This window comes from Magnetospirillum sp. 15-1 (assembly GCF_900184795.1).
In the GTDB taxonomy this organism is placed as follows: Bacteria; Pseudomonadota; Alphaproteobacteria; order Rhodospirillales; family Magnetospirillaceae; genus Phaeospirillum.
In genome coordinates this window covers 267,681-282,521 of sequence record NZ_FXXN01000023.1, presented here as the reverse complement: position 1 = coordinate 282,521, position 14,841 = coordinate 267,681, and the positions used below count along the sequence as shown (strand labels likewise).

At 67.8% G+C, this 14,841-nt stretch carries 14 protein-coding genes; all 14 read left to right on the top strand.

Features of this window, described 5'->3' with window-relative positions; translation table 11 throughout:
• The first annotated feature begins 4 nt into the window (after window positions 1-4).
• Window positions 5-859, top strand: a complete 855-nt coding sequence (locus CP958_RS10855; RefSeq protein WP_170958928.1) for a class I SAM-dependent methyltransferase — start codon at window positions 5-7, stop codon at window positions 857-859.
• A 35-nt stretch (window positions 860-894) separates the two neighbouring features.
• Complete coding sequence (locus CP958_RS10850) at window positions 895-1,938, top strand: class I SAM-dependent methyltransferase (protein WP_096702049.1); 1,044 nt, start codon at window positions 895-897, stop codon at window positions 1,936-1,938.
• A 14-nt stretch (window positions 1,939-1,952) separates the two neighbouring features.
• Complete coding sequence (locus CP958_RS10845) at window positions 1,953-2,876, top strand: class I SAM-dependent methyltransferase (RefSeq protein WP_170958927.1); 924 nt, start codon at window positions 1,953-1,955, stop codon at window positions 2,874-2,876.
• A gap of 13 nt (window positions 2,877-2,889) precedes the next feature.
• Window positions 2,890-3,600, top strand: a complete 711-nt coding sequence (locus CP958_RS10840; protein WP_096701966.1) for a class I SAM-dependent methyltransferase — start codon at window positions 2,890-2,892, stop codon at window positions 3,598-3,600.
• A gap of 59 nt (window positions 3,601-3,659) precedes the next feature.
• The gene (locus CP958_RS10835) at window positions 3,660-5,534 is read left to right on the top strand and encodes an asparagine synthase-related protein (RefSeq protein ID WP_096701965.1); all 1,875 of its coding nucleotides are present in this window, start codon (window positions 3,660-3,662) and stop codon (window positions 5,532-5,534) included.
• Between the two features lie 100 nt (window positions 5,535-5,634).
• A complete protein-coding gene (locus CP958_RS10830; RefSeq protein ID WP_096701964.1) occupies window positions 5,635-6,255 on the top strand; it encodes a winged helix-turn-helix transcriptional regulator in 621 nt (206 codons plus the stop codon).
• A gap of 1 nt (window position 6,256) precedes the next feature.
• Window positions 6,257-7,459, top strand: a complete 1,203-nt coding sequence (locus tag CP958_RS10825) for a glycosyltransferase (protein ID WP_096701963.1) — start codon at window positions 6,257-6,259, stop codon at window positions 7,457-7,459.
• A 33-nt stretch (window positions 7,460-7,492) separates the two neighbouring features.
• Window positions 7,493-8,758 (top strand): class I SAM-dependent methyltransferase, encoded by a 1,266-nt coding sequence (locus CP958_RS10820; RefSeq protein ID WP_096701962.1) that lies wholly within the window; start codon window positions 7,493-7,495, stop codon window positions 8,756-8,758.
• Window positions 8,659-9,831, top strand: a complete 1,173-nt coding sequence (locus CP958_RS10815; protein WP_096701961.1) for a Gfo/Idh/MocA family oxidoreductase — start codon at window positions 8,659-8,661, stop codon at window positions 9,829-9,831. Before CP958_RS10820 ends, CP958_RS10815 begins: the two co-directional genes overlap by 100 nt.
• Entirely contained in the window at window positions 9,824-10,828 is a 1,005-nt protein-coding gene (locus tag CP958_RS10810) for a Gfo/Idh/MocA family oxidoreductase (protein ID WP_170958926.1), read from the top strand. Before CP958_RS10815 ends, CP958_RS10810 begins: the two co-directional genes overlap by 8 nt.
• 11 nt (window positions 10,829-10,839) lie before the next feature.
• Entirely contained in the window at window positions 10,840-11,997 is a 1,158-nt protein-coding gene (locus CP958_RS10805) for a DegT/DnrJ/EryC1/StrS aminotransferase family protein (RefSeq protein ID WP_170958925.1), read from the top strand.
• Entirely contained in the window at window positions 11,994-12,689 is a 696-nt protein-coding gene (locus CP958_RS10800; protein ID WP_170958924.1) for an NTP transferase domain-containing protein, read from the top strand. Before CP958_RS10805 ends, CP958_RS10800 begins: the two co-directional genes overlap by 4 nt.
• Window positions 12,690-12,693: 4 nt before the next feature.
• Window positions 12,694-13,686: an N-acetylneuraminate synthase family protein gene (locus CP958_RS10795; protein WP_096701957.1), complete on the top strand. Its 993-nt coding sequence runs from the start codon at window positions 12,694-12,696 to the stop codon at window positions 13,684-13,686.
• Entirely contained in the window at window positions 13,683-14,840 is a 1,158-nt protein-coding gene (gene neuC, locus CP958_RS10790; protein ID WP_096701956.1) for a UDP-N-acetylglucosamine 2-epimerase, read from the top strand. The genes CP958_RS10795 and neuC overlap by 4 nt, the downstream gene beginning before the upstream one ends.
• Window position 14,841: the final 1 nt, after the last annotated feature.

Genomic DNA, 14,841 nt, shown 5'->3' with positions numbered 1-14,841 from the left:
TGAGATGAAATGCACCATCTGCAATTTCCCCCTAGGCGATGAACTTATCGTCATCACGTCCCCCGATCGCTTTGAGCTGGGCTGCGGCATCCCGTCGGCCGGCTATCGCCGGACATGGCGGGACTGTCCCAATTGTGGTGCCGCCATCAACGTTCTGCCGCCGGAAAGCCGCGAAAAGCTGGCCGCCATCGAAAGCAGCTATTACGAAATCGATTTCGCCGGCAGCGATATCCGCCAGAAATACGACAAGGTCATGTCCTTGCCGCCCCAGGGCTCGGACAATGCCGGACGCGTGGCACGCATGATCTCCACCCTGGAGAGTTTCCCGACGACGCGGGACGGCTCCTGGCGGGTGCTGGACATCGGTGCGGGCACGGGCGTCTTCCTCAGCGGCATGCTGCGTGCCAGCCCGCGCATCGCCGAGGCCATGGGCGTCGAGCCCGATCCCCGCGCCGCCCGGCACCTCGAAGCGCTGGGCCTGTTCACCGTCATCAATGAATGCTTCCCCATCCAACGCGACATCGGCCGTTTCGATCTCGTCACCTTGAACAAGGTGATCGAGCACATCGACGAGCCCGTCGCCTTTCTGGCAGAGGCGGCCCGTTCTCTGCTCCCGGGCGGTCTGCTTTATGTCGAGGTCCCAGATCGCCTCACCACCCAGCGCCGGCCCGGCACCGACAACATCCTTGGCGCGCTTCACCGTCATCTGCACGGCCCGGAAAGCCTGGCCCGCATGGTGAGGGCCGCCGGTCTGGTCTGCCTTTCGGTCGAGCGCATCATCGAGCCCAGCGGCAAGCTGACGGTTTACGCCTATGCCGCGCGCCCGGAAATGCTCGACCTCTGGGATCGGGACGCGTAATGTCCGGCGATTATCGCCAAACCAATCGGATTGCCATGACCGGCCCTGTCGCGCCCCCTTCACAGGACGATTTGCCCCTGGGCCAACGTCTGTCCGAGCATGAATTGTGCCCCGACGATCTGCTGGCCGGCCAGGAGGCCGCCTTCGCCCGCGACATCGTCCGCCTGCACCAGCATGACGACCAGCTGGTGGCGGTGGCCTGCCCAGCCTGCGGCACCGACCGCCCCGACCATGCCTTCGCCAAGTTCGGCTTCGCCTTCCAGCGCTGCCCCGAATGCCGCACGGTCTATATGAGCCCGCGCCCGTCGGAAGCGCTGATGGCCGATTACTACGCCAATTCGGAAAACTACGCCTATTGGGCCGAGCACATCTTCCCCGCCTCGGAAGACACCCGGCGCGAGAAGATCCACAAGCCCTGGCTGGCCCGGGTGGCGGAATATTGCGACCGCTTCGGCATCGATCGCGGCACGCTTTTGGAAGTGGGGCCGGGCTTCGGCACCTTTTCCTCGGTGGCGACCCAGTCGGGCGCCTTCCGCCGGGTGGTGGCGGTGGAGCCGACGCCGGAAATGGCCGCGGCCTGCCGCCAGCGCGGCGTCGAGGTCATCGAGAAGCGCATCGAGGATCTGGACGGCGCCGTCGACCGCGCCGACGTTGTCTGCGCCTTCGAGGTCATCGAGCATCTGTTCGAGCCCGCCCGCTTCGTGCGCGGCATCCGCAACGTGGTGGCGCCGGGCGGCCTGCTGATCCTGTCCTGCCCCAACGGCGAGGGCTTCGACATGGCGCTGCTGGGCGGCAAGGCCCTGGCCGTGGATGCCGAGCACGTCAACCTGTTCAATCCCGACTCCCTGTCGCGGCTGGTGCGCGATGCCGGCTTCGAGATTCTCAGCGTCCAGACTCCGGGCCGCCTGGATGCCGAGCTGGTGCGCGACGCCGCCCTGGCCGGCGACATCGTCCTCGACCCCTTCCTGCAACGGGTGCTGGTGGACGAATGGGAGCGCCTGGGCTGGCCGTTCCAGCACTTCCTGGCCGAGAACGGATTGTCGTCGCACATGTGGCTTGCCGCCCGCAGGCCGGAATAGGGCCGGAACCGATCATGGACCGTGACGCGCTGGAATCTTCCGTTCGCCATTGCTACAGCACCTGGGGCGAGCGCTATTACGCCGATTACTACCAGGCCGACGGCGCCTATCCTCCCATCCATACCGGTATCGTCCGCGACCTGCTGAGCCGGGAGAAGGCGCGCACGGTCCTTGACGCCGGCTGCGGCCCCGCCTCCATGCTGCGCGACCTGGCCCTGCCGGGGCTGGACCGCTATGGCTTCGACCTCACCCCGGAAATGGTGCGCGAGGCCCGCCGCGTTCTCGGCGGCCAGGGCGTGCCCGAGAGCCATGTCTGGGAAGGCAGCGTGCTCGACCCCCAGGCCTTCGCTCCGGTCAAGGCCTTCGCGCCGGTCAGCGGCATGGACCTGGCCCTGTGCTTCGGCGTCCTGCCCCATATCCCTCAGGCCGCGGACCGGGTGGTGCTGGAGCATCTGCGCGATTGCGTGCGCCCGGGCGGCCTGATCGCCGTGGAGGCCCGCAATGAGCTGTTCGCCCTGTTCACTCTCAACCGCTACAGCCGCGAACTGTTCCGCGACACCCTGATCCACGAGGCTGGACTGAAGGCGGCGGCCGGCGACGAGGCCGAGCGCGCCGCCCTGGATTCCGCCCTGGCCGAGCTGGACCAGCGCTTCCGCATGGACCTGCCGCCCCTGCGCAAGGGCTATGCCGACGAGCCCGGCTATGACGAGGTGCTGTCGCGCACCCACAATCCGTTCGAGATGCGCGCCGCCGCCGAGGCGGCGGGCCTGACCGAGGTGCGGACCCTGTTCTATCACTACCACGCCCTGCCCCCCATGCTGGAGAAGGCCGTGCCTTCCCTGTTCCGCCGCCAGAGCGTCGCCATGGAAGCCCCCGAGGACTGGCGCGGCCATTTCATGGCCTCGGCCTTCATCCTCGTCGGCCGCCGGGCGGCGTAAGGGATTCGCGCCCATGGCCGCCGATCCCATTTGGCCCGATCCCATTTGGCAAGACGACGGCTGGCTGGCCCACAATATCTGGGAGCACAGCCGGACGGTGCGCGAGCTGTACGCCGCCCGCGCCCGCGACGAGGCCGAGGAGATGACCTGCGCCGCCCAGGCCGCCGAATTGCTGGCGCCCCTGCTGCGGCCCGGCGACAGCCTGCTGGATGCGGGCTGCGGCAGCGGCTATTTCTTTCATTCCCTGCGCCGCCGCGCCCTGCCGGTCGCCTATCACGGCTTCGACGCCAGCCCGTCGCTGATCGCCATCGGCCAGCGGGAATTGCCGGCCTTCGGCCTGCCCGCCGAACGCCTGCGCGTCCTGCGCCTGGAAGATTTCCAGGGCCGGGCCGACCATGTGCTGTGCATGAACCTGCTGTCCAACCTGGACAATTACCACCGGCCGCTGGAACGCTTGCTGAAGGCGGCGGGCCGCTCGCTGATCTTGCGGGAATCCATCACCGACGGCGCCCGCTACGCCTATGTGCGCGACAATTTCCTGGACGAGGGTGTCGACCTCAAGGTGCACGTCAACGCCTATGACCGCGCCGAGATCACTGCCTTCGTGGAAAGCTACGGCTTCTCGGTGCGCCAGGTGACCGACCGGCGCACCGGCGGCCAGCCCGAGGACGTCATCGGCTATCCCCATTGGTGGAGCTTCCTGGTGGCGGTCCGTACCGTCTAGACTTTCCTGCCCTCTTTATCCTGCCCTTTTTCCTGCCCTTTTTCCTGATCGAGAAGACCATGTCCCGAATCGCAGGCCTTGTCCGTTTTACCGCCGCCCGCCCCAGTGACCGGGCCTTGGCCGACCGCATGCTGGCGCCCCTGCCCGGCCCGGACAAGAAAGTGCTGGCGGCCGGCTCCGCCCTGTTCGGCCGCACCGCCTTTGCCGGCGGCGCCATCGGCGGCGGCCTGACCCTGGCCGACGGCCTGCTGGTCTGCCTGGACGGGCGGGTGCTGAACCATGCCGAGCTGGCGGCGGCGGAAGGTCTGGCGGCGGGCGACGACGCCGCCCTGATCGCCGCCCTGACCCGCCGCTACGGCTTTGCCGGAGCCCTGTCGCGGCTGGTGGGCGATTTCGCCGTGGCGGTGTTCGACGCCGCCCAGGGCCGGCTGTGGCTGGGCCGCGACCGCTTCGGGGTCAAGCCCCTGTACTGGGCGCCGGTGGCCGACGGCATCACCTTCGCCTCCCAGCCCCGCGCCCTGCTGGCCCTGCCCGAGCTGCCCAAGGAGGTCAACCGCGCCTTCGTCGCCCGCTTCGCCGCCTCCCATTATCGGGTGTTCGACAATCCGCGCGAGGAATCGCCCTACGCCGCCATCCGCCAGCTGCCCGCCGCCCATGGGGTGGAGCTGAGCGCCGGGTCCTGCCCCGCCCCCCAGGCGTGGTGGAGCCTGACCGAGCAGCCAGAATTCGCCGAAAGCGACGCCGAATCCCTGGCCGAGCGCTACCGTGCCCAGCTGCTGACGGCGGTGGGCCGCCGAGTCAAGGCCTCCAGCAACCCGGCCTTCACACTGTCGGGCGGCCTGGATTCCTCGTCGGTGCTGTGCTGCGCCGCCGAGATCACCGGCGAGAAGCAGCACGCCGTCTCCAGCGTCTATGCCGACGCCACCTTCGACGAGCGCCACGAGATTCAAGACGTGGTGGTGGAGAAGGTCAGCCAGTGGCATCCGGTGGAGCTGGGCGACGACATCGACCTGTTCGGCCTGATCGACCGGCTGGTGCGCACCCATGACGAGCCGGTGGCCACCGCCACCTGGCTGTCCCATCTGCTGGTCTGCGATCAGGTCGCCGCCGACGGGTTCGGGGCGCTGTTCGGCGGCCTGGGCGGCGACGAGCTGAACGCCGGGGAATACGAGTACTTCCCCCTGTTCTTCGCCGATCTGCGCGCCGCCGGACGCGAGGACGAGGTCCGTCACGAAGTGGCCGAATGGGCCCGCCATCACGACCATCCCATCTATCACAAGGACGCCGCCGTCGCCGAGGACATGATGGCGCGCCTGACCGATCCCGCCCATCTCGGCCGCTGCCTGCCCGATCTGGGCCGCATGCGCCGCTACTACCCCACCCTGAACCCGTCCTGGCACGATCTGTCCGGCTTCCTGCCGGTGATGGACCAGCCCTTCACCAGCTATCTGCGCAACCGCACCTATCAGGACATGATCCGCGAGACCCTGCCCTGCTGCCTGCGCGCCGAGGACCGTCAGTGCACCGCCATGGGGCTGGAGCATCACGACCCCTTCCTCGACCACGAGCTGGTGGAGTTCATGTACCGGGTCCCCGCCACCCTGAAGATCAAGGACGGCGCCACCAAGCAGCTGCTGCGCCGGGCCATGCGGGGCATCTTGCCCGAAGCCACCCGCACCCGCATCAAGAAGACCGGCTGGAACGCCCCCGCCCACCGCTGGTTCGGCGGCCGCACCCTGGAAGCCCTGCGCGACCGGGTGTCCTCGGCCAAATTCCGCGATCGCGGCATCTACGACCCGGCGGCGGTCATGGCCCTGATCGACGACCATCTGGCCGTGGTCAACGGCGACGGCACCCGCGAGAACCACATGATGTTCCTGTGGCAGCTGGCCAATGTGGAATGCTGGCTCGACAGCATCGAGGGCCAGGGCTGACATCGACCGGGCCGGCGCCGGAAGGCCCGCCGGCCCTTCCATTGACAAGGCGGGCCGGGCTGGCTATGTTCGCGCGGTGAACAGAAATCCGGTTCGGCCCATGCCGCCAGAAAACAATGAAATCACCCTTGGCATTCTAAGCGCCGTTTCCCGTGATGACCGCGTCACCCAGCGCTTTCTCGCCACCGAGCTGGGCATCGCCCTGGGACTGGCCAACGCCTATCTGCGCCGTTGCGTCAACACCGGCCTGATCAAGGTCCAGCAGATTCCGGCCAACCGCTACGGCTATTACCTGACGCCCACCGGCTTCGCCGAGAAAAGCCGTCTGGCCGCCGAATACTTCTCCCAATCCCTGCAGCTGTTCCGCGTCGCCCGCCAGCAATTGGACGAGATTTTGCGGATCTGCCACGATTCGGGCTGGTCGCGCGTCGCCCTTTGGGGCATGAGCGACCTGACCGAGATCGCGCTGCTGTGCGCCACCGACCTGCCGGTGACCCTGGTGGGCGTGGTCGACCGGGCCGGCGGCCAAAGCGGCTTTCGCGGCCTGAGCGTCGCCACCGAGCTGTCGGGCCTGGCCCCCCACGACGCGGTGGTCATCACCGCCCTGGCCGGTGCCCAGGAAGCCTTCGACGAGGCGGCGTCCCTGCTACCCGTCGACCGGGTGCTGGCGCCGCCGTTTCTGGCGGTGGTCGGCGCCCCCGACCGGAGCATGGGAGAGTAGCGTGCAGGCAAAGCGGCTGTTGATCGTGGTGGGCGGGGTACCCCACCCCACCGAGGGCGCCAGCGTGGTGCTGTTCCACAAGTATATCGACGGTTTTCGCCAGGCGGGCTACGACATCCTGACCCTGATCCTAGCCCAGCCCGACAATGCCCGCCCCGAGCGGCTGGCCGAATGGCGGGCGGCCATGGAGGGGCCGAAGTTCCAGGTCCGCGTCGCCCACAGCCCGGCCTTCGTGCATTCGGGACGCCGGCGCTGCACCTTCGATCACGCCGCCCTGGCGCCGGTGCGGGCCGAGATCGAGGCCTTTCGTCCCGACGCCGCCCTGCTGTTCGATCTGGCCAGCGCCTGGGCGATGGACGGCTGGTCCATCGGCCGCCGCACGGTCTGGCTGGGCGATCTGAACTTCGATACCTATCTGTATCACACCCGCTACGCCCGCCGCGAAGGCCAGGGCAACTGGCGCCATTTCCTCATGGGCCATTGGCGATCGTGGCAGTGGAAGCGCATCTATGCGCGCGTGCTCCGGGGCTGCGAGCGGATCGTGGTGGCCTCCAAATCCTCCGAGGCCCGCCTGGCCAGGCTGGGTCTCGAAGCCCGCTACATGCCCTATCCCTGGCCGTCCGAGCCGGCGGACCCGGCGGCGCTGGGACCCAAGCCGGCCAAGCCCACCTTCTTCTTCTTCGGCCAGCTGGCCGGGCTGGGCTCGCGCTCGGCCTTCCATCTGATGACCGAGGGCATCTATCCGCGCCTGCGCGAGGCCTTCGGCCCCGGCGGCTTCGAGATTCTGATCGGCGGGCGCGGCGATCTGCCCGGCTGGGTGGTGGACGGCCTCAACAACCGCCCGGAGCTGCGCTATCTGGGCTTCGTCGAGGATTTGGACCGGGTCATGGGCGGCTGTCACGCCGTGCTGGCCCCCATCGACGTGCCGGTGGGCAACCGCAGCCGCATCCTGACCGCCCTGGCCAAGGGCATGCTGGTGGTGGCCCATACCAACACCGCCCTGGGCAACCCCGATCTGGTGGACGGCCAGTCGTGCTGGCTGGCCTCGACCCCCGAGGAATTCGTCGACCGGCTGCGCCGCGCGGTGGAGCAGACGGACAAATCTGCGGCAGTTGCGTTGGGCGGCCAGCGCGTCTACAAACAGCTTTTCGCTCCCGAGGTTGCGGTGCCTGCACTGATCCGGGCGGTGGCTGCCGGACTATGAGACCGGGCGGAATGGATCAAGAAGGAGTAAGCGGTGCAGTCCAAACCCAATCATGACTTGGCGGTCGGCAAGATTGATTGCTGCCAGATCTGCGGCTCCAGCCATCTGGAGCTGGTCATCGACCTGGGCCACCAAGCGCCGTGCGACTCGCTCCTGCGCTCCCATCAGCTCGACCAGCCCGAGGCGACCTATCCCCTGCGCTTTCTGCGCTGCCCCGAATGCAGCCTGGCGCAGATCGACTATGTGGTCCCGCCCGAGGAGCTGTTCTACCCCGATTACCCCTACCGCTCGGGCATCACGCCCTCGCTGGTGAAGAATCTGCGCTCGACCAGCGCCAAGATCATCGAGCGCCACGGCCTCAAGCCGGGCTCGCTGGCCATCGACATCGGCTCCAACGACGGCACCCTGCTGTCGGGCTTCAAGGATCTGGGCATGCGGGTGCTGGGCATCGAGCCCACCAACATCGCCCATATCGCCAACGACGCCGGCATCGAGACCGTGCAGTCCTTCTTCTCGGAGAAGCTGGCCGCCGACATCGTCGCCAAGCACGGCCACGCCTCGGCGGTGACCGCCGCCAACATGTTCGCCCATGTGGCGTCCCTGGGCGACCTGATCCGCGGTGTCGAGCACCTGCTGCAGCCCGGCGGCGTGTTCGTCAGCGAATCCCACTACCTGCTGGACCTGATCGAGACCGTCCAATACGACTCGATCTATCACGAGCACCTGAAGTTCTACTCCCTGCGCTCGATGATCCGCCTGTTCGACTTCTACAATTTCACCGTCGCCGATATCGAGCGCATCCCCAATTACGGCGGCTCCATCCGGGTCTATGCCGTCAAGGGCAAGGGCCTGCCGGTGTCCCAGGCGGTGACCGACCTGCTGGCCGAAGAGGAGCGCTTCGGCCTCTATGACGGCGCCGTCTTCACCCGCTTCGCCCTGCAGGTGCGCAAGTCGCGCCAGGACCTCCAGCGTCTGGCCATCCAAGTCAAGGATGCCGGCCACACCATGGTGGGCGTCGGCTGCCCCGGCCGGTCCAGCACCCTGCTGAACTACGCCGCCCTGGATTCCGAGCTGATGCCCTATATCGCCGAGCAATCCACTTCGCTGAAGCTGGGCATGTTCCTGCCGGGCAAGCACATCCCCATCGTCGACGAGGAGCGCATGTTCCGCGAGCAGCCGGAATATGCCGTGATGCTGTCTTGGCATTACTGGGAGCCCATCGTCGCCAAGCTGCGCCAGAAGGGCCTCAAGTCCAAGATCGTGCTGCCCCTGCCGGAATTGCGGGTGATCGAATCCTGAGCGATTCCTCCGTAGCCCTGGGCATCGGCATCATTGGCGCCGGCTTCGGCGCCAAGGTCCATCTACCGGCCTTTTCGGCGGTGCCCGGCGCCCGGGTGCGCATGCTGGCCGATGGCGGGTCCGGCCGGGCCACATCGGTTCGGCAGGCGGGATTGCAGGCGGTGTCCGACTGGCGCCGGGTGATCGAGGCCGCGGATATCGATTTGGTGGTGGTCGCCGTTCCCCCCGACCGCCACGCCGCCATCACCCTGGCCGCCCTGGAGGCCGGCAAGCATGTGCTGGTGGAAAAGCCCTTCGGCGCCGATGCCGCCCAGGCCCAGGCCATGGCCGAGGCCCGGAGCCGCAGCGGCACGGTGGGCGCCGTGGGCTTTCAGTTCCGCTTCGAGCCCCATCTGCGCGCCCTGTCCGCCGCCGTCAAAGCCGGCCGGATCGGGGCGGTGCGCCGGGTGGAGCTGTCCTGGCAAAGTGCCGGGCGGGCCGATCCGGCCACGCCGTGGTCGTGGCAGAACGACCGGGAGGCCGGCGGCGGCGTCGTCAACGCCTTCGCCAGCCACGCCCTCGATCTGGTGCAATGGCTGGCCGGGGCGCCCATCGCCGCCGTCGGCCGGGCCGAGCGCCAGATCGTCATCGCCCACCGTCCCCACGGCAACGGCCGGCGCGCGGTGACGGCGGAAGACCGCGTCGGCGCCGAGCTGGCCCTGGAGCACGGCATCACCGCCGGGCTCGACATTTGCAACTGCCGCCGGGACGGCGACGGCATGAGGATCACCGTCCACGGCGAGAGCGGAACCCTGACCAGCCATCAGCGCCCGCCCTTCCGCCCCCAGGACGCCCAGGTCATTCTGGAGCCGGGCGGTGCCCTACCCATTCCCCTGCCCGCCGGCTGGCCCGAGGGCGACAGCCGCCTGGGCGCCGCCATCGGCCTGTCTTGCGCCCTGGTCGCCGCCATCACCGGAGATGGGACGCCGGATTACCCGGATTTCAATGCCGGCCAGTCCGTGCGCCGGGTGCTCGATACTTTACTGGCCGCGCCCTGCGCCGGCCCGGACCATGGGGGGATGGATCGTGTCTAAGCAGCTGAGAGTGGGCGTCATCGGCCTGGGCGTGGGCGAGCAGCATGTGATCGGCTACAACCGCCTGGACAATGTGCGGGTCACCGACGTCTGCGACATCGACCCCGCCAAGCTGGCCGAGGTGGCCGACCGCCAGGACGTGCCGGGCCGCCACACCGACTGGCGCTGCATCACCGAGAATCCCGACATCGACGTGATATCGGTGTGTTCCTATGACGACGCCCATGCCGAGCAATGCGTGTCCGCCTTCAACAACGGCAAGCATGTGATGGTGGAAAAGCCGGTGGCCCTGCGCCGCGCCGACGCCGAGGCGGTGCTGCGCGCCCAGCAAGACAACCGCCGGCTGCTGACCTCGAACCTGATCCTGCGCCAGGTGCCCCGCTTCCGCGAGGTGCGCCGCCAGATCCAGGCCGGGGAATTCGGCGAGATCTTCGCCATGGAAGGCGATTACATCCACCAGATCCTGTGGAAGATCATCACCGGCTGGCGCGGCCAGATGGATTTCTACTGCACGGTGTTCGGCGGCGGCATCCACCTGATCGACCTGATGCGCTGGATGATCGGCCAGGAAGTGACCGAGGTCTGCGGCATGGGCTCCAAGCTGCTCAGCCGCGACACCGCCTACCGGTTCGACGACACCTACATGCATGTGCTGCGTTTCGCCGGCGGCGCCCTGGCCCGGACCATGACCACCTTCGGCCCGCAGCGCACCAAGTTCCACTCCCTGGCGGTCTACGGCACCAAGAAGACCTTCATCAACGACATGCCCCACGGCAAGGTCTTCACCGGCGACCAGCCGGAAGACGAAAGCGCCATGACCGTCGGCTATCCCGCCGTGGAAAAAAGCGACCTCGTTCCCGACTTCATCGCCGCCATCCGTGAACACCGCGAGCCCGTGGTCAACCACCTGGACGTCTTCCGGGTCATGGACGTATGCTTCGCCGCCCTGGAAGCGGCCGAGCAGCGTCGGGTTGTCCCGGTCAGCTATTTGATTTGAGGACACGCCCCATGACCGATCAGCCCATTCCCTTCGGCCGCCCCCTGCTGGACCAAAGCGAAATCGACGCAGTGGTCAAGGTGCTGTCCGGCACCCAGTTCGTCCACGGCCCGGTGACCAAGCAGTTCGAGGAGGAATTCGCCCGCCGTGCCGGCGCCAGGCACGCCATCAGCGTGTCGTCTTGCACCGCCGGCCTGCACCTGTCGCTGTTCGTCAAGGGCATCAAGGCGGGCGACAAGGTCGCGGTGCCGGCCATGACCCATGTGGCCACCGCCCATTCCGTGGAATATTGCGGCGCCACTCCGGTCTTCATCGATGTCCAGGCCGAGACCGGCAACATGGACCCCGATCTGCTGGACCTGACCGCCCAGGACGGCCTGTCGGCGGTGACCGTGGTCCATTATCTGGGCCTGCCCTGCGACATGGACCGCATCAACGCCATCGCCGCCCGCGCCAACGCCTTCGTCATCGAGGACTGCGCCCTGGCCATCGACGCCACCTATGGCGACCGCAAGGCCGGGACCCTGGGCCTCACCGGCTCGTTTTCGTTCTACCCGGTCAAGCACATGACCACCATCGAAGGCGGCATGATCACCACCAACGACGACCACATGGCCGAACTGCTGCGCGCCCAGCGCGCCTTCGGCTATGACCGTGGCCTGGGCGAGCGCGCCGTGCCCGGCATGTATGACGTCACCCGCCTGGGCTACAATTACCGCATGAACGAGGTCGAGGCCGCCGTGGGCCTGACCCAGCTGGGCAAGCTGGACGGCTTCCAGGCCGCCCGCGCCCGCAATTACGCCGCCCTGAAGGCGGCCCTGGCCGACATCGCCGAGATCACCGTGTTCGAGCCCAGCCACGGCCCGGCCCGCTCGGCCCATTACTGCCTGAACGCCATCCTGCCCAAGGACGGCAGCGTCGACCGCTTCGAGGTGGTGTCGCGCCTGAACGCCCAGGGCATCGGCACCAGCGTCCATTACCCCCAGGCGGTGCCGCTGTTCAGCTATTACCGGGAAAAGTACGGTTACCGCTCCGGCCAGTTCCCGGTGGCGGAATGGCTGGGCGCCCAGACCATTTCCCTGCCCGTGGGACCCCATGTGCCCGAAGGCTACGAGCGCCGCATCGCCGCCGCCATGAAGGAGGCCGTGCGGGCCGCCCGGGCTCCATGAGCACCGGCTATCTGGTCTTCGCCCGGCTGGATTCGGCGCGTCTGCCCGGCAAGGCCCTGACCGATCTGGGCGGGCGGCCGCTGCTGGGCCGGGTGCTCGACCGGCTGCGCCTCGCCGCCGGGACGCGCCCGGTCATCGTCGCCACCTCGGACCGTCCGGTGGACGATCCCATCGCCGCCTTCGCCACGGCCGACGGCGCGCCGGTGTTCCGGGGCGACTGCGACGACGTCGCCGGCCGCGCCCTGGCCGCCGCCCGCCGGTTTGGGCTGGAACGTTTCGTGCGCATTTCCGGCGACAGCCCGTTCATGGACCCGGCCCTGTGCCGCCTCATGGTCGATCTGGCCGAGACCGGCGACGACGATGTGGTGACCAACGTCTTCCCGCGCGGCTGGCCGCCGGGCTGCAGCGTCGAGATCATCCGCACCGCCGCCATGGAGCGGGCGGTGGCGGCCATGACCGACGCCCATGACCACGAGCATGTGACGCCCTATTTCTACCGCCACGCCGATCGCTTCAGGATTTGCAACGTGCCGCCGCCCGAGGCGCTGCCCCTGGTGCCCCTGACCCTGGACACCGCCGGGGACCTGAAGGTGGTGCGGGCCATGATGTCCATGGCCGGGCCAAAGCCCGAGGCGGTGGATATTGTCACTCTGATCGACATTGCGCTAAAGTGCCGCGCGCGGGAGTGCTGAGCTGATGGTTTTTCCTGGCATCATTGCCGAAATCGGTTCGGTCCATGACGGCTCGTTCGGCAATGCCTGCAAGCTGGTGGAAGCCGCCGCCGCCTGCGGTGCCGACGCCGTCAAGTTCCAAACCCATATCGCCGCCGCCGAAACCCTGCGCGACGCCCCCATGCCGCCCTATTTCAAGGGCGAGCCGCGCTTCGAGTATTTCAACCGCACCGGCTTCAGCCGCGAGCAGTGGCTGATGCTGCGCGACGTCTGCGCCCTCAACAAGGTCGCCTTCCTGTCGTCCCCCTTCAGCCTGGAGGCGGTGGACCTGCTGGAAGAGATCGGCATCGGCATCTACAAGATTCCGTCGGGGGAGGTTAGCAACCTGCCGCTGCTGCGCAAGGTCGCCGCCACCGGCAAGCCGGTTCTGCTGTCCTCGGGCATGAGCTCCTGGGCCGAGCTGGACGCGGCGGTGGCCGCCCTGGCCGGCGGCGGGCCGGCCTGCGTCATGCAGTGCACCTCGGCCTATCCCTGTCCGCCCGAGCGGGTGGGGCTGAACATCCTGGTGGACATGAAGGCCCGCTATGGCTTGCCCGTGGGCTATTCCGACCACACCATGGGCCATGCCGCCTCCTTCGCCGCCGCCGCCCTGGGGGCCGGGGTGATCGAAAAGCATTTCACCTTCTCCCGCCTGATGTATGGTTCCGACGCGCGCCATTCCATGGAGCCCGAGGAGTTCAAGGTCTTCACGGCGGGCCTGCGCGACATCTGGGCCATGCTGGCCCATCCGGTGGACAAGGCCGATCTCCAGCCCTATCGGGAGATGAAGGCCATTTTCGAAAAGAGCGTCGTCGCCGCCCGCGCCCTGCGCGCCGGCAGCGTTCTGACCGAAGCCGACCTGGCGTTCAAGAAGCCGGGCGACGGCATTCCGGCAGCCAGAATGAATGAACTGGTGGGTCGGGTGATGGGCCGCGACGTGGCGGCGGATCACCAATTCACCTGGGAGGACGTACAGTGACTAAGCGTAAGGTCTGCATCGTCATCGGCTCGCGGGCCAATTATTCCAGCATCAAATCGGCCATGCGCGCCATCAAGGCCCATCCCGACCTTGAATTGCAGACGGTCCTGGCCGCCTCGGCCCTGCTCGACCGCTATGGCGCCGTCATCAACCTGATCCGCGCCGACGGCTTCGAGCCCGACGCCGAAGTGCACATGCTGATCGAGGGCGAGACCCCCACCACCATGGCCAAGTCCACCGGCCTGGGCCTGATGGAGCTGCCCTCGGTGTTCCTGCGGCTGAAGCCGGATTTCGTCCTGACCGTGGGCGACCGCTTCGAGACCATGGCCACCACCCTGGCCGCCGCCTATATGAACATCCCCGTCGCCCACACCATGGGCGGCGAGGTCAGCGGCACCATCGACGAAAGCATCCGCCACGCCGTCACCAAATTCGCCCATGTGCATTTCCCCGCCAGCCGCGACGCCGCCGACCGCATCATCAAATTGGGCGAGCGGCCCGAGGACGTCCATCTGGTCGGCTGCCCCCGCATCGATCTGGTGGCGGAAATCCTGGAGGGCGACGACGCCAGCCTCAGCCAGGACCTGTTCAAGACCGGCGTCGGCGCGCCCCTGGACCTGGACCAGCCCTTCCTGCTGGTCTCCCAGCATCCGGTGACCACCGAATACGGCACCGGCGAGCGCCAGATCACCGCCACCCTGGAAGCCGCCGACCAGTCGGGCCTGCCCGCCATCGTGCTGTGGCCCAACGCCGATGCCGGGTCCGAGGACGTGGCCCGCGGCATCCGCAAATGGCGCGAGCAGGGCCGCGACAAGAAGATGCACTTCTTCAAGAACCTGCCCATCGACGTCTATGTGCGGCTGATGAAGCGTACCGCCTGTCTGGTGGGCAATTCCTCCAGCGGCATCCGCGAAGGTGCCTTCATCGGCACGCCGGTGGTCAATGTGGGCTCGCGCCAGACCGCCCGCGACCGGGGCCGCAACGTCATCGAGACCCCGTGCGAGGCCCCCGCCATCCTGGCCGCCATCCGCCAGCATCTGGCCCACGGCCCCTATGGCATGGAGCCCATCTACGGCGACGGCAAGGCCGGTCAGCGCATTGCCGACATCCTGGCGACCAAGATCGTCGACGTGCAAAAGCGGATCACCTACTGAC

What these genes read in the sequence shown, in the direction of transcription:
- CP958_RS10855 (WP_170958928.1), top strand. Translation starts at nt 5, where the DNA reads ATGAAATGCACCATCTGCAATTTCCCCCTAGGCGATGAACTTATCGTC.
- CP958_RS10850 (WP_096702049.1), top strand. Translation starts at nt 895, where the DNA reads ATGACCGGCCCTGTCGCGCCCCCTTCACAGGACGATTTGCCCCTGGGC.
- CP958_RS10845 (WP_170958927.1), top strand. Translation starts at nt 1,953, where the DNA reads ATGGACCGTGACGCGCTGGAATCTTCCGTTCGCCATTGCTACAGCACC.
- CP958_RS10840 (WP_096701966.1), top strand. Translation starts at nt 2,890, where the DNA reads ATGGCCGCCGATCCCATTTGGCCCGATCCCATTTGGCAAGACGACGGC.
- CP958_RS10835 (WP_096701965.1), top strand. Translation starts at nt 3,660, where the DNA reads ATGTCCCGAATCGCAGGCCTTGTCCGTTTTACCGCCGCCCGCCCCAGT.
- CP958_RS10830 (WP_096701964.1), top strand. Translation starts at nt 5,635, where the DNA reads ATGCCGCCAGAAAACAATGAAATCACCCTTGGCATTCTAAGCGCCGTT.
- CP958_RS10805 (WP_170958925.1), top strand. Translation starts at nt 10,840, where the DNA reads ATGACCGATCAGCCCATTCCCTTCGGCCGCCCCCTGCTGGACCAAAGC.
- CP958_RS10800 (WP_170958924.1), top strand. Translation starts at nt 11,994, where the DNA reads ATGAGCACCGGCTATCTGGTCTTCGCCCGGCTGGATTCGGCGCGTCTG.
- CP958_RS10795 (WP_096701957.1), top strand. Translation starts at nt 12,694, where the DNA reads ATGGTTTTTCCTGGCATCATTGCCGAAATCGGTTCGGTCCATGACGGC.